The organism is Bacillus sp. IT-79MI2, assembly GCF_949768135.1.
In the GTDB taxonomy this organism is placed as follows: Bacteria; Bacillota; Bacilli; order Bacillales; family Bacillaceae_G; genus Bacillus_A; species Bacillus_A pseudomycoides.
In genome coordinates, this window is the sequence record NZ_CATKPV010000095.1 from 114,366 (window position 1) to 138,022 (window position 23,657).

General features: G+C 36.1%; 23 protein-coding genes, 2 pseudogenes and 1 other annotated feature. Of the genes and pseudogenes, 20 read left to right on the forward strand and 5 right to left on the reverse strand.

From position 1 onward, the window contains the following. The 6 genes from ACM6HU_RS23585 (at position 1) to ACM6HU_RS23610 (ending at position 9,237) form a co-directional block, all read left to right on the forward strand. Positions 1–540 carry a CvpA family protein gene (locus ACM6HU_RS23585; RefSeq protein ID WP_016116555.1) on the forward strand — a complete coding sequence of 180 codons (540 nt, stop codon included), beginning with the start codon at positions 1–3 and terminating at the stop codon, positions 538–540. A gap of 55 nt (positions 541–595) precedes the next feature. After that, complete coding sequence (polX, locus tag ACM6HU_RS23590) at positions 596–2,314, forward strand: DNA polymerase/3'-5' exonuclease PolX (RefSeq protein WP_016132095.1); 1,719 nt, start codon at positions 596–598, stop codon at positions 2,312–2,314. 21 nt (positions 2,315–2,335) lie between these two features. Continuing rightward, on the forward strand, positions 2,336–4,696 hold the full coding sequence (locus ACM6HU_RS23595; RefSeq protein ID WP_016116553.1) for an endonuclease MutS2: 2,361 nt from the start codon (positions 2,336–2,338) through the stop codon (positions 4,694–4,696). A 209-nt stretch (positions 4,697–4,905) separates the two neighbouring features. Next, positions 4,906–5,595: a 23S rRNA pseudouridine(2604) synthase RluF gene (locus ACM6HU_RS23600; RefSeq protein WP_016116552.1), complete on the forward strand. Its 690-nt coding sequence runs from the start codon at positions 4,906–4,908 to the stop codon at positions 5,593–5,595. Positions 5,596–5,691: 96 nt separating this feature from the next. After that, positions 5,692–5,943: a binding site (T-box leader), on the forward strand. 119 nt (positions 5,944–6,062) lie between these two features. Further along, positions 6,063–7,388, forward strand: coding sequence for a branched-chain amino acid transport system II carrier protein BrnQ6 (brnQ6, locus tag ACM6HU_RS23605; protein WP_016116551.1), 1,326 nt, complete (start codon positions 6,063–6,065; stop codon positions 7,386–7,388). A gap of 649 nt (positions 7,389–8,037) precedes the next feature. Then, a complete protein-coding gene (locus ACM6HU_RS23610) occupies positions 8,038–9,237 on the forward strand; it encodes a class I SAM-dependent rRNA methyltransferase (RefSeq protein WP_088093814.1) in 1,200 nt (399 codons plus the stop codon). Between the two features lie 93 nt (positions 9,238–9,330). On the opposite strand, the gene ACM6HU_RS23615 is transcribed toward ACM6HU_RS23610, so the two are convergent. Further along, positions 9,331–9,525 carry a YwbE family protein gene (locus ACM6HU_RS23615; protein ID WP_016116548.1) on the reverse strand — a complete coding sequence of 65 codons (195 nt, stop codon included), beginning with the start codon at positions 9,523–9,525 and terminating at the stop codon, positions 9,331–9,333. Beyond that, a complete protein-coding gene (locus ACM6HU_RS23620; protein ID WP_016116547.1) occupies positions 9,526–9,699 on the reverse strand; it encodes a hypothetical protein in 174 nt (57 codons plus the stop codon). 170 nt (positions 9,700–9,869) lie between these two features. Between ACM6HU_RS23620 and ACM6HU_RS23625 the strand changes: the two genes are divergently transcribed. The 8 genes from ACM6HU_RS23625 to ACM6HU_RS23660 all read left to right on the forward strand — a co-directional run bounded on the left by ACM6HU_RS23625 (position 9,870) and on the right by ACM6HU_RS23660 (position 16,151). Continuing rightward, on the forward strand, positions 9,870–10,562 hold the full coding sequence (locus ACM6HU_RS23625; RefSeq protein ID WP_016116546.1) for a response regulator transcription factor: 693 nt from the start codon (positions 9,870–9,872) through the stop codon (positions 10,560–10,562). Between the two features lies 1 nt (position 10,563). Beyond that, a complete protein-coding gene (locus tag ACM6HU_RS23630; protein ID WP_016116545.1) occupies positions 10,564–11,499 on the forward strand; it encodes a sensor histidine kinase in 936 nt (311 codons plus the stop codon). Positions 11,500–11,752: 253 nt separating this feature from the next. Continuing rightward, positions 11,753–12,676, forward strand: coding sequence for an ABC transporter ATP-binding protein (locus ACM6HU_RS23635; RefSeq protein WP_033671547.1), 924 nt, complete (start codon positions 11,753–11,755; stop codon positions 12,674–12,676). After that, entirely contained in the window at positions 12,669–13,349 is a 681-nt protein-coding gene (locus ACM6HU_RS23640; protein ID WP_016116543.1) for an ABC transporter permease, read from the forward strand. Before ACM6HU_RS23635 ends, ACM6HU_RS23640 begins: the two co-directional genes overlap by 8 nt. Before the next feature lie 50 nt (positions 13,350–13,399). Next, on the forward strand, positions 13,400–14,104 hold the full coding sequence (locus ACM6HU_RS23645) for an ABC transporter permease (protein WP_016116542.1): 705 nt from the start codon (positions 13,400–13,402) through the stop codon (positions 14,102–14,104). A 55-nt stretch (positions 14,105–14,159) separates the two neighbouring features. Continuing rightward, positions 14,160–15,032 (forward strand): DUF4097 family beta strand repeat-containing protein, encoded by an 873-nt coding sequence (locus ACM6HU_RS23650; RefSeq protein ID WP_016116541.1) that lies wholly within the window; start codon positions 14,160–14,162, stop codon positions 15,030–15,032. A gap of 132 nt (positions 15,033–15,164) precedes the next feature. Continuing rightward, on the forward strand, positions 15,165–15,338 hold the full coding sequence (locus ACM6HU_RS23655; protein ID WP_016116540.1) for a hypothetical protein: 174 nt from the start codon (positions 15,165–15,167) through the stop codon (positions 15,336–15,338). 117 nt (positions 15,339–15,455) lie between these two features. Next, a complete protein-coding gene (locus ACM6HU_RS23660) occupies positions 15,456–16,151 on the forward strand; it encodes an ABC transporter permease (protein WP_016116539.1) in 696 nt (231 codons plus the stop codon). Positions 16,152–16,215: 64 nt separating this feature from the next. Here the strand turns inward: ACM6HU_RS23660 and ACM6HU_RS23665 are convergent. Further along, positions 16,216–16,305 (reverse strand): annotated as a pseudogene (locus ACM6HU_RS23665) (spore coat protein C); the annotation flags it as partial. Positions 16,306–16,401: 96 nt separating this feature from the next. Further along, positions 16,402–16,905 (reverse strand): DinB family protein, encoded by a 504-nt coding sequence (locus ACM6HU_RS23670; protein ID WP_016116538.1) that lies wholly within the window; start codon positions 16,903–16,905, stop codon positions 16,402–16,404. Positions 16,906–17,410: 505 nt separating this feature from the next. Here ACM6HU_RS23670 and ACM6HU_RS23675 point away from each other — a divergent pair. From ACM6HU_RS23675 to trxA, 6 genes are all read left to right on the forward strand, one after another. Then, positions 17,411–19,096 carry a long-chain-fatty-acid--CoA ligase gene (locus ACM6HU_RS23675; protein ID WP_140385986.1) on the forward strand — a complete coding sequence of 562 codons (1,686 nt, stop codon included), beginning with the start codon at positions 17,411–17,413 and terminating at the stop codon, positions 19,094–19,096. A gap of 70 nt (positions 19,097–19,166) precedes the next feature. Continuing rightward, a complete protein-coding gene (locus tag ACM6HU_RS23680; protein WP_003200685.1) occupies positions 19,167–19,799 on the forward strand; it encodes a TetR/AcrR family transcriptional regulator in 633 nt (210 codons plus the stop codon). Between the two features lie 11 nt (positions 19,800–19,810). Further along, complete coding sequence (locus tag ACM6HU_RS23685; RefSeq protein WP_016116536.1) at positions 19,811–20,587, forward strand: enoyl-CoA hydratase; 777 nt, start codon at positions 19,811–19,813, stop codon at positions 20,585–20,587. A 79-nt stretch (positions 20,588–20,666) separates the two neighbouring features. Continuing rightward, the gene (etfB, locus tag ACM6HU_RS23690; protein WP_016116535.1) at positions 20,667–21,440 is read left to right on the forward strand and encodes an electron transfer flavoprotein subunit beta; all 774 of its coding nucleotides are present in this window, start codon (positions 20,667–20,669) and stop codon (positions 21,438–21,440) included. 36 nt (positions 21,441–21,476) lie between these two features. Next, positions 21,477–22,454: an electron transfer flavoprotein subunit alpha gene (etfA, locus tag ACM6HU_RS23695; RefSeq protein WP_016116534.1), complete on the forward strand. Its 978-nt coding sequence runs from the start codon at positions 21,477–21,479 to the stop codon at positions 22,452–22,454. 209 nt (positions 22,455–22,663) lie between these two features. Continuing rightward, positions 22,664–22,978: a thioredoxin gene (gene trxA, locus ACM6HU_RS23700; protein ID WP_016116533.1), complete on the forward strand. Its 315-nt coding sequence runs from the start codon at positions 22,664–22,666 to the stop codon at positions 22,976–22,978. Positions 22,979–23,263: 285 nt separating this feature from the next. On the opposite strand, the pseudogene ACM6HU_RS23705 reads toward trxA, so the two are convergent. Further along, a pseudogene (locus tag ACM6HU_RS23705) lies at positions 23,264–23,508 on the reverse strand (cytoplasmic protein). Between the last annotated feature and the right edge of the window lie 149 nt (positions 23,509–23,657).

The following is a 23,657-nucleotide window of genomic DNA, read 5'->3' on the forward strand; positions in this document are numbered from 1 at the left end:
ATGATTGATATTATTATCATTTTACTGCTTGTTATGGGATTTTTCCTCGGTTTAAAAAGAGGATTTGTCCTGCAACTTGTAAAGTTAACAAGCTTTATTATCGCATACCTTGTTGCGTACTGGTACTGCAAAGATTTAGCACCAACATTTGAGAAATTTATTCCATATCCATTTGATAAGAACGTATCTGTTCCAGAATGGATTGATGCGAATAATATCGAAGCAGTATTCTATCAAGCAATTGCGTTCATTGTATTATTTATTATTACAAAAATCGCACTTTCATTGCTTGGGAATTTGCTGAATATGTTTACAGAAATCCCAGTTATAAAACAGGTGAATGCGTTTGCTGGGGCACTTCTTGGCTTTTTAGAAGTGTACATTATTTTGTTTGTCTTAATTATTATTGGAACAATTCTTCCGATTGAACAAGTACAAACGCCACTGCAAAAATCATCAATCAGCAAAATAATTGTAGACGATACACCGATTCTTTCTGAAAAAGTGAAGGAACTATGGCAGACAGGTAGCAAAGTATAACTTCTCTTTTCTCGGAAAGAGAAGTTTTTTTCTATGAAAGAAAGGTGGGGCAAGAATGAAAGTGAATAAAAAACAAGTGATTAAATTACTAGAGACAATCGGCCTTTTTATGGAGCTTAAGGGCGCAAATCCATTTAAAATATCCGCATTTCGTAAAGCGGCAGCAGCATTAGAAAGCGATGATCGTAGTCTTTCTGAAATTGAAGATTTCACAAAGATTCCGGGCATTGGAAAAGGAACAGCGACAGTTATTCAAGAATATATTGAAGCTGGAACTTCAGAAGTATTGCAGGAACTTGAAAAAGAAGTGCCGAGTAGCCTATTACCATTATTAAAATTACCGGGGCTTGGTGGCAAGAAAGTAGCAAAGTTGTACAAAGAGCTTGGCATTATTGATATGGAAACATTGCAAAGGGCTTGTGAAGAAAATAAAGTACAGGCATTAGCAGGGTTCGGTAAGAAAACGGAAGAGAAAATATTAGAAGCGATTGCTCAAGTTGGATCTCGTCCAGAGCGTTTACCGATTGCAATGGTCCTACCTATTGCCGGGGAAATAGAAGAGAAATTGTCGAATATCCAGGAAATTGTTCGATTCTCTCGCGCTGGTAGTTTACGACGCGTTCGCGAAACAGTGAAAGATTTAGATTTCATCATCGCAACGGCAGAGCCAGCAGCGGTACGTGAACATTTATTACAGTTTGATAATATGATTGAAGTCATTGCAAGCGGTGATACAAAAGTATCCGTTCGTCTTCAATATGAATATGATATTTCGATTGATTTCCGTCTTGTAAAACCTGAAGAATTTATTACAACTCTTCATCATTTCACAGGTTCAAAAGATCATAACGTAAGAATGCGCCAAATTGCGAAAGATAAAGGTGAAAAGATTAGTGAGTACGGTGTGGAAAACTTAGAAACGGGAGAAGTGAAGACGTTTGAAACAGAAGAAGCATTCTTTGCTCATTTTGGATTGCCGTTCATTCCACCAGAAGTACGTGAAGATGGAAAAGAGGTCGAATTAATTAAAGAATATCCGAATTTAATTCAGTTCTCTGACATACAAGGTGATTTACATATGCATACAACATGGAGCGACGGTGCTTTTTCCATTGAAGAAATGGTACAAGCGTGCCGCGGACGTGGGTATAAATTTATGGCAATTACTGATCACTCGCAATATTTGAAAGTAGCAAATGGTTTAACGAAAGAGCGTCTTCGTGAACAAGGAAGAGAGATTGAGCGCATTAACGAAAAATACCCGGATATCACAATTTTACGCGGAATCGAAATGGACATTTTACCAGATGCAACGCTAGATTTTGATGATGAAGTATTAGCAGAACTTGATTATGTAATTGGTGCAATCCACTCTAGTTTCTCACAAGACCGTGAAACGATTATGAAACGTTTGCGCACAGCAATTGAAAATAAGCATGTTACAATGATTGCCCACCCAACAGGTCGTCTCCTTGGACGACGCGAAGGGTATGATGTAGATACAGATTTACTCATTGAACTTGCGAAAGAAACAGATACAGTTTTAGAGTTAAATGCGAATCCGAACCGATTAGATTTAAGCGCAAAATTACTAAAGCAAGCGCAAGATGCTGGTGTGAAAGTAGCAATTAATACGGATGCTCATACACTTGAAATGTTAGAAGATATGGAAACAGGTGTAGCGGCAGCACGTAAAGGCTGGATTCAAAAAGATACCGTGATTAACACATGGGATATGAACCGTTTATTAGATTTTATTAAACGGAATAAGTAACACAAGGGGGACAGGCAACTTATGTTAGAACGAACGTTGCGTGTATTAGAATATAACAAAGTAAAAGAACAATTACTTGAGCATGTTGCTTCTTCACTTGGTCGTGATAAAGTGAAGAGCCTTGTGCCAAGTACAGATTTTGAAGAAATTGTAGAAATGCAAGAGACAACGGATGAAGCAGCAAAAGTCATTCGCTTAAAAGGACATGTGCCGCTCGGTGGGATTTTTGATATTCGTCCAAATGTAAAACGTGCGAAAATTGGAAGTATGTTAAGCCCACATGAACTTCTTGATATTGCAAGTACGATGTATGGTAGCCGCCAAATGAAGCGATTTATTGAAGATATGGTCGATAATGGCGTAGAGCTTTCAATCTTAGAAACTTATGTGGCGCAAATTGTGTCTTTATATGATTTAGAAAAGAAAATTACAAGCTGCATTGGTGATGGTGGCGAAGTAGTTGATAGTGCCAGTGATAAACTGCGCGGCATTCGTAACCAAATCCGTACTGCGGAAAGCCGCATTCGTGAGAAACTTGAAAATATGACGCGATCTTCTAATGCACAGAAGATGCTATCAGATGCAATCGTAACAATCCGTAATGATCGCTATGTAATTCCTGTAAAACAGGAATACCGCGGTGTATATGGTGGTATTGTTCATGACCAATCGGCGTCTGGACAAACGTTATTTATTGAGCCACAAGTCATTGTAGAACTAAATAACGCATTGCAAGAAGCACGCGTGAAAGAAAAACAAGAAGTAGAGCGTATCTTAATGATGTTAACAGAAGAAGTAGCATTAGAAGCAGATACTGTATTAGCAAACGTAGAGGTTATTGCGAATCTTGATTTCATTTTTGCGAAAGCATTTTATGCAAAGCGAATAAAAGCTACAAAACCAATTGTAAATAATGAACGCTATATGGATTTAAGAAAAGCGCGTCATCCGCTTATCAACCCGGAAATTATTGTGCCAAACGATATTATGCTTGGTAAAGACTTCACAACAATCGTTATTACAGGTCCGAATACAGGTGGTAAGACAGTTACATTAAAAACAGTTGGTATCTGTGTATTAATGGCGCAATCTGGCCTTCATATTCCAGTGTTAGACGAATCAGAGATTTGTGTGTTTAAAAACATTTTTGCTGATATCGGTGATGAACAATCGATTGAACAAAGCTTAAGTACGTTCTCCTCACATATGGTGAACATTGTAGATATTTTAGAAAAAGCTGATTTTGAAAGCTTAGTATTATTCGATGAATTAGGTGCCGGAACAGACCCGCAAGAAGGGGCTGCGCTTGCCATTTCAATCTTAGATGAAGTATATAACCGCGGAGCGCGCGTTGTCGCAACAACGCATTATCCAGAGCTAAAAGCATATGGTTACAATCGTGAACAAGTTATTAACGCAAGTGTTGAGTTTGATGTAAATACATTAAGCCCAACGTATAAATTATTAATCGGTGTACCAGGACGCAGTAACGCTTTTGAAATTTCCAAACGCCTTGGATTATCTGATCGCGTGATTGACCGTGCTCGTAATCATATTAGTACAGACACGAATAAAATCGAAAATATGATTGCGAAGCTAGAAGAAAGTCAAAAAAATGCAGAGCGCGAATGGAACGAAGCAGAAGAGCATCGTAAACAATCTGAAAAACTTCATCGTGAATTACAGCGTCAAATCATTGAATTTAACGATGAGCGTGATGAGAGATTATTAAAAGCACAAAAAGAGGGCGAAGAAAAAGTAGAAGCTGCGAAAAAAGAAGCAGAAGGCATCATTCATGAACTGCGTCAATTGCGTAAAGCGCAGCTTGCAAACGTGAAAGATCATGAGCTCATTGAAGCGAAAAGTCGTCTAGAAGGGGCAGCGCCAGAGCTTGTGAAAAAACAAAAAGTAAAAGTGAAAAACACAGCGCCAAAACAACAATTGCGAGCAGGCGATGAAGTGAAAGTATTAACGTTCGGTCAAAAAGGACAGCTGCTGAAAAAAGTAAGCGATAATGAGTGGAACGTTCAAATTGGTATTCTGAAGATGAAAGTGAAAGAATCCGATATGGAGTACATTAATACGCCACAACCGGTTGAGAAGAAAGCAGTCGCGACTGTTAAGGGAAGAGACTATCACGTTTCCTTAGAGCTTGACCTTCGTGGCGAGCGTTTTGAAAATGCGATGATGCGCGTTGAAAAATATTTAGATGATGCACAGCTTGCGAACTATCCTCGCGTATCAATCATTCACGGTAAAGGAACAGGAGCACTTCGCCAAGGTGTACAAGATTACTTGAAGAAGCATCGCGGCGTGAAAAACTACCGTTACGGTGACATGGGCGAGGGAGGCCTAGGCGTAACAGTTGTCGAATTAAAATAGCACAAAACCAAGCAAAAGGGGAAACCATTATATGTTTATGGACAAACTTGCAAAAGTATTGTTAGCTTGTTGCGGAATATTTTTGGTGATTGGGGTTATTTATTTAGTGGTTTTTGCGAAGTAAAGGAGCGTCAATCTCGGCATCAGTATACCGCCTGAGATTGACGCTTTTTCTTTTCGGATAATCTATAAGAAAAAAGGAATATGACATGAAAATTAACCAATTTATAAGCGAAGCATTATCCTGCTCAAGGCGAGAAACAGACCGCCTTATTAAAGCGGACCGCGTGGAAATTAACGGTGAAGTGTGTACGCACGGTGCGATTGTTACGGAGAATGATATTGTAACGATTGATGGCAAAACGATTGAAAAAGAGGACAAAGAAAAAATCTACATTGCCTTCCATAAACCAGTTGGCATTACTTGTACAGCTGCGGATCATATTGAAGGGAATATCATCGAGTATATCAATCATCCCGAAAGAATCTTTCCAGTTGGCCGCTTAGATAAAGCGTCGGAAGGATTGATTTTGTTAATGAATGATGGAAGGATTGCCAATCAAATTTTACACGGAGATCATGAGCATGAAAAAGAATATATTGTAACGGTCGATAAGCCATTTACAGATTGGTTTATTGACGGAATGTCCCGTGGCGTGAAGATTAAAGATGGAATAACGAAGCAGTGTAAAGTGACACGAGTAAATAGTTCTACATTTCGAATTATTTTAACGCAAGGAATGAACAGACAAATTCGTCGAATGAGCCGTGCTTTTGGATATACAGTAACAAAACTGAAGCGTGTACGAATTATGAATATTAAGCTTGATGGATTAGAGGCTGGAGAGTGGCGGAATGTCACAGAGCAAGAGTTACAGGAATTATTGAAGCAGTTATAGTTGTTTTTCTGTGTTTATTTTAAAAAAAATAAAACTATTGATTTTTTTTAAAATAGCCCATATAATAAAAAACAACAATATTCGACAATATATTTTATAAAAGTAATGATGAGGACACGAGTTATTTTTTACGATTCTCAGAGAGGGAAGCCTTAGGCTGTGAGCTTCCTAATACGAAAAGATATACTTACCACCTCTAAACTTCAAGAGTGAACGGCGTGATGCATTGTAATTCTTGACGGATAAAACCGTTATCAATTTACACGAGCTATAAAATGAGTTTATTTCGTTATACATTCATTTTATTAGAATAAGGGTGGAACCACGATTTCAACACTCGTCCCTTTGTTAGGGACGGGTGTTTTTTGCGTTCTTTTATAGGGGAAGTAGGATTGAAAGAGGAAATGTAACGAGTTTTTATTTCTGAATATTTTGTCTATTTATTAATTTTTAGGAGGTAAATCAAAGTGAAATTATCTTTAAAGTTATCTGAGATGTTTGCAATAAGTTTAATGTTATTTGCGCTATTCTTCGGCGCAGGTAATATGATTTTCCCACCAGCGTTAGGACAAGGTGCTGGAACAGATGTATGGATTGCGTTGCTTGGTTTTATCATTACAGGGGTAGGACTTCCTTTACTAGGGGTTATTGTCATTGCTTTAAAAGGAGATATCAATGAATTAGCAGGTCGCGTACATCCGTTATTTGCACTTGTTTTTACAGTTGTGATTTATTTATGTTTAGGTGTATTCGTCAGCGTTCCGCGTACAGGAACGGTTGCTTATGAAATGGGAGTCGCTCCATTTTTATCAAGTTCAGTAGCGGGCCAAGCATATCCACTTGTTATCTTTACATTCATTTTCTTTGCAGTTACTTTCTATTTAGCATTAAACCCTTCAAAATTAGTAGGGCGCATCGGAAAAGTATTAACACCAATTTTATTAGCTGTCATTGCAATTATTGTTATTAAAGCACTTATTACACCAATTGGAGAGTTCGGTGCACCGACAGAAACATACAAAGATCCACTGTTTAAAGGATTTATTGATGGATATTTAACATTAGACGGATTAGCAGCACTTGTTTTCGGAAATGTGGTTATCAATGCTTTAAAAGGAAAAGGGATTACAAATAAGAAAAGTATTGCGAAAGTAACAATCTTTGCAGGGATTATTGCAGCACTTGGCTTACTTATCGTTTACTTAGCGCTCGCTTACCTTGGGGCTTCTAGTGTATCGCTTGGAGTGGGAGAAAACGGCGGTGTTATTTTAACAAACGTTGTTCATCATTTATTTGGAAATTACGGCATACTACTACTTGGGGTAGCAATTGCGGCTGCATGTTTAACAACTTCTGTTGGGATTGTCGCAGCTTGTGGAGATTTTTTCTCAGCACTACTACCAAAGCTGTCTTATCAAAAGGTTGTTTTTATCTTCTGCGTGTTAGCATTTATGGTAGCAAACCTAGGTTTAACACAATTAAATGCATTAGCATTACCAATCTTAATAGCAATCTATCCAATTGGAATCGTATTAATCATATTATCGCTAATTGAAAATTACCTTCGTATCCCGTTGGCAATGTATGTGGGTGGTATTATAGGAGCATTTGTTATTAGCTTTTTCGATGGATTAAATAATGCACACATTCAAATTGCAGCATTAGCGCCGATTTTAGAAAAAGTTCCGTTTTATAGTGTAGGGATTGGATGGTTAATTCCAGGAATGATCGGTATGTTTGTTGGGTATGTCGTTTCTGCTTTTCAAAAGGGAGAGGTTGTCGTCGAAAAATGAGGAAAAGAGACTTTCATGTAAAGGAAGTCTCTTTTTGATAGAAAAGCCTACACACACATTTATAGGGGGATTTATCCTGTATTACTGCCTGTAAAAGCCCGATTGGTGGGGGATGAAGAAAACCCTCACTGATGAAAGTTTCACGTTATCTAAATCTATTATTCATTGATGAAGGAGTTTTTGAACTAAAAAAGACTGTCATTTTATTAATCCTTGTTTGTAACACCTATTCGGTTATAATATCGTCGTTCAATAAAGTTTGAGGAGGATTGTACATTATGAATAAAATGCCAATTGTTCTCCATGATGATCCTTTTGTAGCCCAGTACATGAAGGGGAAAAATGGATTGCTACATTATGGTTTCGTGAAAAACCACAATATTTAAAATTAATTATTTGATTTTTGAGAGGAATGAAAATCCTTATTTATGTACAGGTTTTTTCCATTGGACAGTGCTCTAAGACTGATCTCTAGATAAGAGTCTCATCTTCTACATTGTATAAATATATAACGGTCGTGCTAGATGAAGAGCTAGTTGTACCCGCAAAGCAATAATATGGTATAGTGAAACGAGGCTGTTTTTTGAGCCTCGTTTTTTAAATGCTTCCTACTAAATAGAAAGCATTCAAATGGAAAGGAAGACATTACATGCGATCAGAAGTAACTGTAAAGATAAAACCGAAATTTATAAAAGAAATTAAAAGTGGCTATCCACTTATTTTAAAAGATGCAATTCAAAACTTAAATGATATACGTGAAGAGGGGCAAATCATCAAAATTGTTGATGAGAAGAACCAATTTCTTGGTAAAGGCTACTACGGAAAGCAAAATAAAGGATATGGCTGGGTTTTAACAAGAAAAGAGCAAGAGCATATTGATCAAGCTTTCTTTGAAAGAAAAATCAAATCGGCGCTACATAAACGAAAAGGTTTTTACAAAGCGAATGATACAACTGCATTTCGTGTTGTAAATGGTGAAGGTGATGGACTTGGCGGTTTAATCATTGATTATTATGACGGTTTTTATGTAATAAGCTGGTATAGCGAAGGGATTTATTCATTCAAAAATGAAATCATTGAGGCTCTTCAGAAAGTAGCAAACTTCAAAGGAATCTATCAGAAGAAGCGTTTTGATACAAAAGGAAAGTATATTGAAGACGATGATTTTGTTGCTGGAGAGCGCGGCGAGTTCCCAATCATCGTGAAAGAGAACGGTGTAAACTTTGCCGTGTATTTAAATGATGGTGCGATGGTTGGCGTATTCTTAGATCAGCGTAACGTTCGAAAACAAATTCGTGACACATACGCGAAAAGTAAAACAGTGTTAAATATGTTCTCTTATACAGGTGCTTTCTCTGTATTCGCAGCGCTTGGCGGAGCGACAAAAACAACAAGTGTTGATCTTGCGAATCGTAGTTTAAGTAAAACAATTGAACAATTTAGCGTGAACGGCATTGACTATGAAGCACAAGATATTATTGTAGAAGACGTTTTCCATTACTTTAAATACGCAGCGAAGAAACAGATGAAGTTTGGCATGGTTGTATTAGATCCACCAAGCTTTGCACGGTCTAAAAAATATACATTTAGTGCAGCAAAAGACTATAAAAACCTATTAAAAGAAACAATCGCCATTACAGAAAACAACGGTATTATCGTTGCTTCTACAAACTGCAGTACATTTGATATGAAAAAATTTAAAGGTTTTATTGATACAGCGTTCAAAGAAATGAATGGCAAATATAAAATATTAGAAGAACATTCTTTGCCAGAAGATTTCCGTACGATTGACCAATTTAAAGAAGGCGACTATTTAAAGGTTGTTTTTATTGAAAAAATTAAAGGATAATTAAAACATATCAGCATTTTGACAAAGGATATCGACTTACAGATAAAAAACGATATAAGAAAAGGAGCTCAATTTCAAAATGAGCTCCTTTTCCTATTGAACAATATGCTGCACTCTGCCAACTTGTCCGTCTTGTAAGCGCACTTTAATGCCGTGTGGATGAGACGATGAATTTGTCAAAATATCTTTTACAATCCCTCGAGTGAGTGTGCCAGTACGTTGATCTTTCTTTAAGACAATGTCAACTTCAAGACCTGGTGAAATGTTAGCTCGTTTTTGCCCGTTCATTTACACACCTGTACGTCTACGTTGGTTGTTTGTTTTCTTTGTTTGTTGATTTTGTAATTTTTTCGTTGCTTGACTTTGATTTGCAGTATTTGATCCGTTTCCATTTCCTTGCTTTTTCTTTGCAAGTTGTTCGCGCATTAAATCAGCTAAGCTTACTTTTTTATTTTCTGACATGGTAAAACTCCTTTATATTAGGTTAATTGTAAACAATAGTTGTGAGTTCCATCATAACATTGTTATGAAAAGAAATGAAGTCGGATTGAATTTTCATATAATTCTTTTCACCTTTATCGACTTCAGTTACAATTAAATTGTTAATGTTTGTAAAAAAAGGGGATAGAAGCATGTCACATCATATTTTACTCGTGGAAGATGATAGCGCGATTCAAGAAATGGTCGAGAAATATTTAATCAAAGAGGGCTTTCAAATAACAATTGCATCCGATGGAGAAGAAGGAGTTCTCACATTTCTAAAAGGCTCATTTGATTTAATCATTCTCGATATCATGATGCCAAAGCTAGACGGATTAGAAGTTGTGAGAATCATTCGCGAAAAAAGTGCTGTGCCGATTTTAATGATGTCCGCAAAAGATACGGATGTGGATAAGGCGGTCGGTTTAGGACTTGGAGCAGATGACTACATCTGTAAACCATTTTCTATGATTGAACTGGCAGCTCGGGTAAAGGCAAGCATTCGAAGATCTACAAAGTATTCAGCCACGGAGCAGAAAGAAGAAACGATTGAGATTGGTGATTTAAAAATTGATCTGATCAATTTCACTGTGCAAAAAAAAGAAAAACAGCTAAAACTGACTTTGAAAGAATTTGAGATTTTAAAACTATTTGTGAAGAATCAAAATCGTGTATTTACAAAAGCACAAATCTATAACCTGATTTGGAATGAAGAATATTATGGTGATGATAACGTGATTAATGTTCACATGAGACGGTTGCGTGAGAAGATTGAAGATGATCCTTCTAATCCAGAATATATTAAAACATTATGGGGCATTGGCTATAAGTTGGAAGTGATGTAGTATGATCTCTCTTTTAACGATCGTTATCTTCATATTATTAGGTGTTATTTATTTTCAATATAGAATACAGAAAAGTAAAAGTGCAAATGTACGCTATACATATGAAAAGTTACAGGATATTGTAAAGCAGCAAACAGGTGAGAAATTATTAGTTGTGACGGATGATAAAGAACTGCAAAAATTATTAGTAGCAATTAATCATTTATTAGATGCGAAACAAAAAACGAATGCTGATCATGCGAAGGTTGAAATTTCGATGAGAAAGATGCTTTCTAACATTTCACATGACTTAAAAACACCGCTCACTGTTATTCTTGGATATACAGAAATGTTAAATACAGATAAAACGATGAATAAAGAGGAACAACAAGCATTGCTAGAAAAGGTACATTTGAAAACACTCGAAGTCATGGAACTCATTCATAAATTCTTTGATTTGGCAAAGTTAGAGTCTGGAGATAAAGCAATCGAAATGACAAAGGTAAACATGAATGAAGTGTGCCGAGAAAAGATTTTATCCTTTTATGATTTATTGACGACGAAAGGGTTTGAGGTGCATATTGATATACCTGAGAAGAATGTGTATGCACTTGGAAATGCAGAAGTACTAGGTAGGGTGTTAAATAATTTAATATCCAATGCGATTGCGTATGGATATGGCGGAAAAACACTCGGTATTACATTAAGAGAAGATGATAGGTGCGTGTATGTTGAGGTATGGGACCGCGGGAAAGGAATTGATGAATCTCATATTGATAAAGTATTTGAACGCATGTATACGCTAGAGGATTCAAGGAACCGATTGTATCAAGGAAGCGGCCTTGGGCTTACGATTACAAAACGATTGGTAGAAGCTTTAGGCGGAGAAATTCATCTTTCCAGTACGCCGTATGAGAAAACAATATTTACAATTATGCTGAAAAAAATAGAGTTTTAGCTTGTAGAAAAGAGTATTCTACAAGCTTTTTTTGAACGTAAGGAATTTGTAAGGAATGGGTAAGAAAAAAGAGACTTTCATTGTCTATGATATAAAGTGAAACTTCCATCAGTGGGGAGGCTTTATCCCCCACTGATGGTTAGTTGAACCAATCGGGCATTTACGGGCAGTTTTATCTTCCTTCGAGTTAGGGAAATCTTACTGCCCGTTAATGCGGGGGAAGTATGAAGTGAAAGCGAAAGGGGAAAATGATATGTCCTATGTATTAAAAACAAATCAGTTAACAAAAGTATTTGAGGGGAAAGAAGTGATTTCTGGGGTTAATATGCATGTGAAAAAAGGAGAAATCTATGGCTTTTTAGGACCGAATGGTGCTGGTAAAACAACGATTATGAAGATGATTACCAATTTAATAAAACCAACGAGTGGGGATATTGAAATTTTCGGTGAGAAATTAACCGATACATCTTATGACGTGTTAAAACGAATGGGAACAATTATTGAATATCCAATCTTTTATGACAAATTAACAGCTAAAGAAAATTTATATTTACATTGTGAATATATGGGTTATTACGACAAGAAGGAGATTGAGCATGCATTAGATCTTGTCAATTTACACAACGTGGAGAATAAAAAAGTAAAAGATTTTTCACTGGGGATGAAGCAAAGGTTAGGAATTGCCAGAGCAATTTTGACAAAACCGGAGCTATTAATTTTAGACGAACCAATCAACGGTTTAGATCCAATCGGTATTAGAGAACTGCGCGACTTATTTAAAATGCTTTGCAAAGAATATGGAATTACTCTATTAGTTTCTAGTCATATTTTAGGTGAAATGGAGCAGATGGCAGATACAATTGGGGTCATTCAAAATGGAAAATTAATAAAAGAAGTTTCTATGAAAAGTATTAATGGTAAGCAAACAGAGTATATTGAAATTCAAGTTCAAGATGTGAAACGAGCAGCTTATGTTTTAGAAAATAAACTACGTATAACAAACTACAAAATTATGAGTGAGAGTATGATTCGCGTGTATGAAGTGACAGCGACGCAGCAAGCGATTTCTAAAGCGCTCATCATGAATGACGTAGAAATTGAAAGTATAAACAAAAAGCATAGTTCATTAGAAGAATATTTCTTGAATCTCGTGAATGGAGAGGGGATCCATGCTTAATTTAATGAGACTTGAGCTTATGAAATTTAAGTTGTGGCCGGTTATTAGAGGGGCATTCCTTGCAACTTTTATTATTTCTATACTTATTTCATTAATTATGCTTGATGGAGAAGTGAATAGTTATGATAGTGCATTTCAATTGATTGATCGTTTTCCACGAGCGGCATTTATGATTTTTGGAGCAAGTTTAATTGCCAAATTTATTATTCAAGAGTTTCAAAATAAGACGATGACGGTTATGTTCATGTACCCGATTAATCGTAAAAAAATGATGGCAGCAAAAATGCTTATCGTTATTTTGTTTACTTTATGCGCAATTATCATTTCAGAAATTATCATATTTAGTTTCGTTTATGTTGTGAATATATATTATCCAGTTATTACTGAACCATTAATGATATCTATTTTAGCCGAGAACGCGGTCAAATTATTTGTAAATGCATTAGCGACAACAGGAATTAGTTTAATCCCACTTTACTTCGGAATGAAAAAGTATTCAGTTCGGACAACATTCGTATCCGCAATTATTATCGTATGTTTAGTTACTGCTAGTTTGAATGGGGAAATTTCGGTTTTTGATTTTATCGTAATTCCCATTACATTAGCTTGTGTTGGTCTGTTGATTGCTTATATGGCAATAAGAAAAATCGAACAGGTAGATTTGTTTCAATAAGGTGAATCTAGAAAAATACGTCTTAAATCATATTAATGGAGGCAGTTAACATGTTTAAACTAATGAAGCTAGAATGGAGAAAACATCACTTATCTGGTTACTTTAGAGGAGTCGCAATTTGTATTGTAGCAATCTTTGCCGCAGTTGGTCTTATGGCATGGGGTTCTAAAGTTGATAGTGATTTAATGTTTACGGATTATGCGGGATTTATGTCTTTAGCGAATATTTTTATTAGAGTAACATTTATCATTTTTTCAGCTGTCATTTTATCACGTTTAGTCATTGATGAATACAGGAGTAAAACAATGCAATTATTATTTACCTATCCATTACAACGAAAAAAAATCATGCAAGCAAAGTTAGCAATTGTTTTTGGATTTTGTTTTTGCAGCATAATTGTTACTACTTTTATGATCAATGTGTTAACTTTCTTCTTAAATCCAATGATAGGATTCTTTGAAACACCTGTTACTATGGATCAAATCATTGCTACCATTCCAGCTACTTTTCTTAGCGCATTTATGATGGCTGGAATCAGCTTAGTTCCCTTATATTTTGGTATGAGAAAAAAGTCAACTCCTACAACGATTACGTCATCTATATTAATTGGACTATTGATTAATTCAACTGTTTCTAATGGGGAATTACAGATTAGTTTGTTTGACTTCATTGTAGTACCAATTGCATTTTGTCTATTAGGTCTTACAATTGGCTATCTTTCGTATCATAAAGTTGACAAAATGGATGTGGCTTAAATAAAGATAAGATCATGAATAATGCGTAGATTTAAAATGAACTGGGGAATAAAGAGTGAAGAAAATTATATTAGCTTCTATTTTAATGATTGTAATTGTTGGAGTAGCTTTTAGTCTCAAAGAAGTAGGGACAAAGAGTTTTGAAAAAGAAATCTCCTTTGCAGTAGATAGTGTGGAAGAAATAGAAATAAATAACGAAGATTGGGATGTTGAATTCAAAAATACGGAATCAAAAAAAATAACAATCACAGTTGAAGGAAAACAAAAAGATAAGAAAAATGATCCTGTAACAATTAAAAATGATGGGGAGAAAATTGTAGTTAGTCAGAAAGAGAAAAAGGAAGGTTTTTGGGGAGGATTCAGTTTTGGAAAGAACGGTACTATTTATATTTCCATCCCCAAAAATGGAGTAGGTACGATTAAATTGAATAATAGCTCTGGTGATATAAAAATGAATGATATAACGACTAAAAATATTGTATTTTCAAACGTCTCTGGTTCTGAAAAGATCGTAGGACTATCAGCAGAAAAAGGTATGTTTACATCAAAAACTGGGGAACTAAGTTTAAAAGATAGTTCATTAAAAGAACTATTCGTATCTTCTACTACTGGTGATAGCTATATGACAAATGTGAACGGCAATAATATGAAAATCACTTCAACAGATGGTGAAGTATCAATTAAAGATATAAAAGAAGGAAAAACATTACTTGTAGAAACAAAGTCAGGAGATATTGAGGTGTCTTATAAAGAAATTCCTACTTCATTAAAGCTTACTGCTAACAGTAATTCATCTGATATAGCAGTGAATTTAAATGGATTTAACAAAAAAACGAATACGGAAAAATCAAAAGAAGGCACGATTGGTGATGCATTAAATACACTAGAGCTCTTAAGCAAAAAAGGAACTATAAATATAAATTCATAACTTTGATTTTCTTGGATTTACTCATGAATCAATACGTATGAGAATGCCAGTGATTTACTCTATACTAAGTGCTGTTTTGATAGGAATAGCAACAGTGTTCAGAATAATAAATGCAATTAGGGAGGAATGGTTATGGATTTACTGGTACTTAATATAGTCGGTGGGTTTATAGCACTTTTAATAGGAGGAATCTTATATTACAGAAATCCAAAGCAGAAGGTTTTTTTGCTTTTAATGGCAATAGGGATAGTAAGCGTCATTATAACTGGAATTAGAATGTTTTTAAAATACATGATTAATTGCTAAGTTTTATCGTTATTCCAATTATATTAGTTTGTATTGACCTACTTGTTGCTTATATGCCAGTAAGAAAGATCGAATCGATTTGTTAAATAAACATAGATGAACTAGGGAGGGAATGAAATGCTGCAACTCATGAAGCTAGAAATGAAGAAATTTAAGCTTGGGTGGTATGTGAAGGGTACGATTATCGCAAATATATTGATGGTTGCGCTTTTGTTTTTTGTAGGCTATGTGTCACAAATTGAAGGAGGTTTAGAACTAAGAAATTCTCAAATGATGCTTTTAATGGCTAGTACAATGGTGAGAGGAACATTTATTGTCTTTGCAGGAGTATTAATTGCAAAATTAGTAATTGAAGAATATAAAAACAGAACAATATTGCTCATGTTTTCGTATCCGATTAATCGAAAAAAAATCATCGCTAGTAAGTTATTAATTACAGCAATGCTAACCTTTATAACAGTTGTATTATCTAACATTTTTGTAGTAAGTGTTTTCTTTATGTTAAATAGCTATATGTTAGTTATTCCGAATACAATAACGATAGATGCGTTGATTCAAGAAAGTATAAAAGTGGTTCCTTTTGCCATTGCAGCTGCAGGAACAAGTTTAATTCCGTTATACTTTGGTATGCGTAAATATTCTGTACCAACAACAATTCTCTCTTCCTTAGTTGTTGTGGCGATTGCATGTCAAAATCAACCAGAGTTTTCACCAGCGACCTTTCTCCCGCTTCAATTCGCGCTTGCAGCTATTGGGATTATAATTGCTTATTATGGGATTAAAAATATTGAGAACGAAGATATAGCAGCGTGACCAAAAGAAGTAAAAAAGAGTTAGCATGACGCTAGCTCTTTTTTACTTCTATGTTTTAGCCGTATTACTTTGTAATTTTAGAATGTTGACTTAAATACTCCTGAACTTCTGGAGAAATGTCAAAGCGGTTCGGTCCTTTATACTCGATAATAAAGTAATCGTTGTATAGAAAATAGTTTCACATGAAACAAGTTACAGAAAAAGACAAGGTATTTAGTCTCCTTGTCTTATTTAGCATTATAACATACTGCTACATTTTCGGAGCTTCCATACCAGTAGCATCCCATTCTTCTTTTGTAGGTCCATAAATACCCGGAACTTTCAAGCCAGCTTGGCGCATTAAAACAGTCATTTGACCGCGGTGATGGTTTTGATGGTTAATGAGAGTCATTAAAAATATAGAATTCGGCATGGGACGTCCAAAGAAATCGTTAATTGTTGTTAAATCTTGATCGGTCCACTGCGTTTGAATTGCTTCAACAAAAGCTGTGTTTACTTTACGGTAATTTTCTGCAATCGTCTTTGCGGAAGTTGGTACAGGAGAATCTTTTGTTTCCTCCTCAAACTGTAAACCTGTCCCTGACAGCATTACTGGAATCGCGGTGACGATATGCCAAGCAACTCTACCTAAAGTCCAATGACCAGGTGCAATCTCTTGAGTCAGCGATTCATCCGTTAATGCATCCAATACCTTTTGCGTAGAATCAGCCTCGTATTTCCACGTTTTTAAAAAGCCTTCAATTGTTTGATACATGTTATCCCCCCTATGGTTACATTCATAGGGTAAATTCGTGAAAGGAGGAGGTTTTTCCTTTGATAATATCCAACAGTTTAAAGTACTACTAAAAGATGTGGATGGTAAAGAGGTAGTAATTGATTTGGTGCGAGAAGAGAAAAATAAAAAATAGTGCATAAAAGGGGGAAGGCTTCTAAATGATGAGGAAGCCTTCCTTTTTCATACATTAGATAGATCAACTGAATTTAGATTATACAATCAAGACAAAAAATATAAGCCGAAAGAGAAAAAAGCTGTATGTAATAAATATTAGAATGTACATCTTGGCTCCCCTATACAATTAGAATAGATGCAAAAGATCTTGTAGGAGGGCTAGTACATATAGGGTGAGATTATAAATGAATAGTTGTGTAAGAGTCAGAATATTATGATTGTAACACTGTTATGACTATAATATAATGAAAATAATCATCATGAATGGACATTCATTTTATTTGTGTAAGAACAGGAAGGAGGAATGGGAATGGAGAAACCTTGGTTACAAAATTATCCAAAGGAAATTCCACATACAATTTCTAATGATATGCGGCCGCTCCATGTATATTTACAGCAGATGTCTTCTCGGTACCCAGAAAAGAAAGCGCTTCATTTTTTAGGGAAAGATATTACATTTGCAGTGTTAGATCGTAAGGTGATACAATTTGCAAATTACCTTAAAAGGCTTGGTGTGAAAAAAGGTGACCGAGTTGCGATTATGTTACCAAATTGTCCGCAAGCTGTGATTGGATATTATGGTACGTTACTTGTAGGTGGTATAGTGGTACAAACAAATCCCCTTTATACAGAGAGGGAGTTAGAATATCAGCTCCATGATTCCGGGGCGAAAGTTATTCTTTGTGTTGACCTAGTTTTTCCGAAAGTCACCAATGTTCAATCTGCTACAAAGGTGGAGCACGTTATTGTAACCCGCATTGCTGACTTTTTGCCATTTCCAAAAAATTTACTCTATCCAGTTGTACAAAAGAAGCAAAGCAACCTGGTTGTAACAGTAACGGAAAGTGATACGATTCATGTTTGGAAATCGGTAGAAAAAGAAAGTGATGAAATGGTAGAAGTGCCGTGTGACCCTGAAAATGATTTAGCACTCTTACAATATACTGGAGGTACGACAGGTTTTCCGAAAGGAGTTATGTTAACACACAAAAACCTTGTATCGAATACACTGATGGGTGTGCATTGGCTATATAACTGTACAGAGGGAGAGGAAGTCATTCTCGGTGTTCTTCCATTTTTTCATGTGTATGGAATGACTGCTGTAATGAATTTGGCTATTATGCAAGGGTATAAAATGGTACTGGTTCCGAAGTTTGATATGAAAATGGTGTTTGAAGCGATTAAAAAACATAAAGTTACACTATTTCCGGGAGCTCCAACAATTTATATTGCCCTTTTAAATAGTCCTCTACTTCGGGAATATGATATTTCTTCGATTCGGGCTTGTATTAGTGGCTCTGCCCCACTTCCAGTAGAGGTACAAGAGAAATTTGAAAAGATTACAGGCGGTAAGCTGGTAGAAGGATATGGACTCACAGAATCATCTCCAGTTACACACGGCAATTTCTTATGGAAAAAACGTGTGCCGGGAAGTATTGGTGTTCCGTGGCCAGATACAGATGCACGCATTATGTCACTTGAAACAGGAGAATATTTGCCACCCGGTGAGATTGGTGAAATTGTAGTGAAGGGCCCGCAAGTGATGAAAGGATACTGGAATAAGCCTGAGGAAACAGCAGCGGTATTACAGGACGGGTGGTTACACACAGGTGATATTGGGTATATGGATGAAGAGGGTTTTTTCTATGTGAAAGATCGCAAGAAAGACATGATTGTTGCCAGCGGATTCAATGTTTATCCGCGCGAAGTGGAAGAAGTATTATATGAGCATGAAAAAGTGCAGGAAGTGGTTACGATTGGTGTTCCAGATCCGTATCGCGGTGAGACTGTGAAAGCTTTTGTTGTGCTAAAAGAAGGAGAAGTTTGTTCTGAAGAAGAGTTAGATCAATTTGCTCGTAAATATTTGGCTGCTTATAAAGTCCCAAAAGTATATGAGTTTCGGAGCGAGTTACCAAAAACAACAGTAGGGAAGATTTTACGCCGTGTCCTTATAGATGAAGAACAGAAGAAGAAAGAGGATGAGAAGACGGGCTAAAGGCCCTTTCTTTTTGAAAATATAGGATATAGGATTGACATTTTTTTAAATAGTCAGTATTATATGAAATATGAATGACCACTCATTCAGTCATCTTCTTGAAGGGGACAGTAAAGTGAAAAAAAATCGACCAAAATATAACCAAATTATTGATGCTGCGGTTATTGTGATTGCAGAAAATGGATACCATCAAGCGCAAGTTTCTAAAATTGCAAAGCAAGCTGGTGTTGCTGATGGAACTATTTATTTATATTTTAAAAATAAAGAAGATATATTAATATCCTTATTCCAAGAGAAGATGGGAGAATTTATAGAAAAAATTCGCCAAAAAACAGCAGGAATTGAAAGCGCTGTAGCGAAGTTATTTATGTTGGTAGAAACGCACTTCTTGCTGTTGTCACAAAATGATCCTCTTGCTATTGTCACGCAACTAGAGCTTCGTCAATCCAACCAAGAGTTACGCCTCAAAATAAATGAAGTATTAAAAGGATACTTACAAGTCATCGATGAGATTTTGGAAACAGGTATAAGACAAGGAGAATTCCAAGCGGATTTAAATGTTCGCGTAGCAAGACAAATGATCTTCGGAACAGTAGATGAAGTTGTGACCAATTGGGTAATGAGCGATCATAAATATGATTTGGTCGCACTTTCAAAAACGGTACATGGGCTGCTTATTTCAGCTTGTGGTTATCGTCAATAATGGGAGGGATCATGTTGAAATTCCTATCTGTAACAGTAGAAGACCATATTGCGGTGGCAACGTTAAATCATCCACCAGCTAATGCGATGTCTTCACAAGTTATGCATGACGTTACTGAGCTAATTGATCAAGTCGAAAAGGATGAAAATATCCGCGTTGTTGTTCTTCATGGTGAAGGCCGCTTCTTTTCAGCAGGAGCAGATATTAAAGAGTTTACTTCTGTTGAGGAAGCGAAACAAGCAACAGAGTTAGCACAGCTTGGACAAGTTACGTTTGAGCGTGTTGAAAAGTGCTCAAAACCAATCATTGCGGCAATTCATGGAGCGGCACTTGGCGGTGGCCTTGAATTCGCTATGTCTTGCCACATGCGCTTTGCAACTGAAAGTGCAAAGCTTGGTTTACCAGAGCTAACGCTTGGACTTATTCCTGGCTTTGCAGGTACACAGCGTTTGCCACGCTATGTTGGTAAAGCGAAGGCTTGTGAAATGATGCTAACAAGTACACCAATTACAGGTGCACAGGCATTAGAATGGGGACTTGTTAACGGCGTGTTCTCAGAAGAAATACTTTTAGAAGAGACTCTCAAAATCGCAAAACAAATTGCTGGCAAAAGCCCAGCGACAACTCGTGCTGTGTTAGAGCTATTACAAACAACAAAATCATCTCATTATTATGAAGGTGTACAGCGTGAGGCACAAATATTTGGTGAAGTGTTTACGAGTGAAGATGGAAGAGAAGGTGTAGCGGCATTCTTAGAAAAACGCAAACCTTCATTTAGTGGCAGGTAGTTCAAATTATTTTTTTAATATAAATTAACGGAATATTAAAATTGATAGAATCTTTCTGAAAAACAAGGGGGTAAATGGAATGAACATCTACGTACTCATGAAACGAACATTTGATACAGAAGAGAAAATCGTAATTAAAAACGGTGCAATTTATGATGGCGAAGCGGAATTCATCATCAACCCTTACGATGAATATGCGATTGAAGAAGCAATTCAAGTAAGAGACGCACAAGGCGGTGAAATTACGGTTGTAACAGTTGGCGGAGAAGATAGTGAAAAAGAACTTCGCACTGCGCTAGCGATGGGCTGTGATAAAGCGGTATTAATCAATATTGAAGATGATGTTGAGAATGGTGACCAATTTACAACAGCGAAAGTGCTTGCTGAATATTTAAAAGATAAAGAAGTAGATTTAATTTTAGGTGGAAACGTAGCGATTGATGGTGCGTCTGGACAAGTTGGACCACGCGTAGCGGAAGCGCTAAATATTCCATATGTAACAACAATTACGAAGCTTGAAATTAATGGCACAAGCGTGAAAATTGAGCGCGATGTCGAAGGTGATACTGAAGTGATTGAAGCATCACTACCACTTTTAGTAACAGCGCAACAAGGTTTAAATGAACCGCGTTATCCATCGCTTCCAGGTATTATGAAAGCGAAGAAAAAACCGCTTGAAGAACTAGAATTAGATGATTTAGATTTAGAGGAAGATGATGTGGAAGCAAAAACAAAAACAATCGAAATCTATTTACCTCCTAAGAAAGATGCAGGAAAAGTGTTACAAGGCGAGCTGCAAGATCAAGTAAAAGAACTTGTATCGTTGCTCCATACAGAAGCGAAAGTAATCTAATAAAATACGAAATTATATATGCAGGAGGGAAAATCTATGGCTCGTAAAGTATTAGTAATGGGTGAAGTTCGTGACGGATCACTACGTAACGTTTCTTTTGAAGCAGTAGCAGCAGCGAAAACAATCGCAGAAGGCGGTGAAGTGGTTGGCCTTCTAGTTGGAGAGAGCGTTGCATCTTTTGCAAATGAATTGATTCATTACGGTGCAGATCGCGTTGTGACAGTTGAAAATGATAAATTAAAATCATATACATCCGATGGTTATGCACAAGCATTTTTAGCTGTGTATGGTGAAGAGAAGCCAAAAGGTATTGTCTTTGGACATACAGCACTCGGTAAAGATTTATCACCAAAGTTAGCTGCTAAGCTTGAAGCTGGCCTTGTTTCTGATGTAACTGCATTAGAAGTTGCAGGTGGAAATGTTGTCTTCACACGCCCAATTTATTCTGGTAAAGCGTTTGAGAAGAAGGTTGTAACAGATGGCATTCTATTTGCGACAGTTCGTCCAAATAACATTACGCCACTTGAAAAAGATGAAGCGCGTACAGGTGATGTATCTTCTATTACAGTTGATGTAAAAGATTTACGTACAATCATTCAAGATGTTGTGCGTAAAACAGCAGAAGGTGTAGACCTTTCAGAAGCGAAAGTTATTATTGCTGGTGGACGCGGAGTGAAAAGTGAAGACGGTTTTAAACCGTTAAAAGAATTAGCAGATGTATTAGGTGGTGCTGTTGGTGCATCACGTGGTGCTTGTGACGCAGAGTATTGCGATTACTCATTACAAATTGGACAAACAGGTAAAGTTGTTACGCCAGACTTATATATTGCATGCGGTATTTCTGGCGCAATTCAGCATTTAGCTGGTATGTCTAACTCAAAAGTAATCGTTGCAATTAATAAAGATCCAGAAGCAAGTATCTTCAAAGTAGCTGACTATGGTATTGTTGGCGATTTATTCGAAGTGGTTCCTTTATTAACAGAAGAGTTTAAAAAGTTAAAAGTACATTCTTAATTTGAGTAACCCTTGAGTTTCAAGTGAAATACCCCTATATATAGAAAAACGAGAGGTCCCCTGCCTCTCGTTTTTTAGCATAGACTTTATATTTTTGTATAGTATAAAGGAACATTTTTTTGTTACAATACATAACGATACATAATATTCGCCACGTATATAACTTAATGATATACTTTTGGTAGAATATACTTGAAGGAGGAAATAAAATGGCAATTGTAAACGCAACTGACCAAAACTTCGCAGCTGAAACAAGCGAAGGGATTGTATTATTAGATTTCTGGGCACCATGGTGTGGTCCTTGTAAAATGATCGCTCCTGTATTAGAGGAGATCGATGCAGAATTAAGCGATAAAGTAAAAGTAGTAAAAGTAGACGTTGATGAAAACCAAGAAACAGCTCGCAGTTTTGAAGTAATGAGCATTCCATCTCTTTTCGTATTAAAAGATGGTAAAGTGGTTGACCAAGCGTTAGGATACAAACCAAAAGAAGCGTTAGTAGAATTAGTTTCTAAACACTTCTAAAACAAAAAAGCTGCCATGAGGTAGCTTTTTTGTTTTAAGTCTCTGTTAGACGATAATAATACAATTAGTAAGGGATGAAGAACCCCGCCGATTAAAGTTTCACTGTACCCCTTATTAATGGGTATTAAGACTTCACTTCAAAATTCAGTGAAAGAAAAGAAGTTAGGTGGGGATCAGCTGCCCGTAAAAGTCTGATTGGTGAGAGCTGATAATCAGTGAGGGAAAAAGTCCACCACTGATTAAAATTTCACGTTATGGTTTGTGTAATGAGGAGAATAAATTTAATTATTCAAAGCATCTTTGGCGCATTTCTTTTAAAAAGGTTTCAATGATTTTAAATCCAGAACCCTCTTCTATAATAAAGTCAATACCACAATAGGGGCAAACTGCTGTATCATCATCCCACCATTCATTAATTTTACTTGGGATGAAAATTTCTAAACAATAAAAACAACCACACATAGTGTCTTTTTTTAGTAAATTCTATTCTGAGAACAGAAACGGTGTGCTTCTTCAAAATATTTCTCCATTGTATCCTCCTTTTTACGCTTTTCTTTGATGTTTTATTTGAAAGCTTCTTTTGGATATTTCATGCACGAATTGTTTATATAATACATCATGATCAAAGGTTAAAAAACAAAATCAAAAATTCTATTTTGTTAGTTTAACATGAAAATTA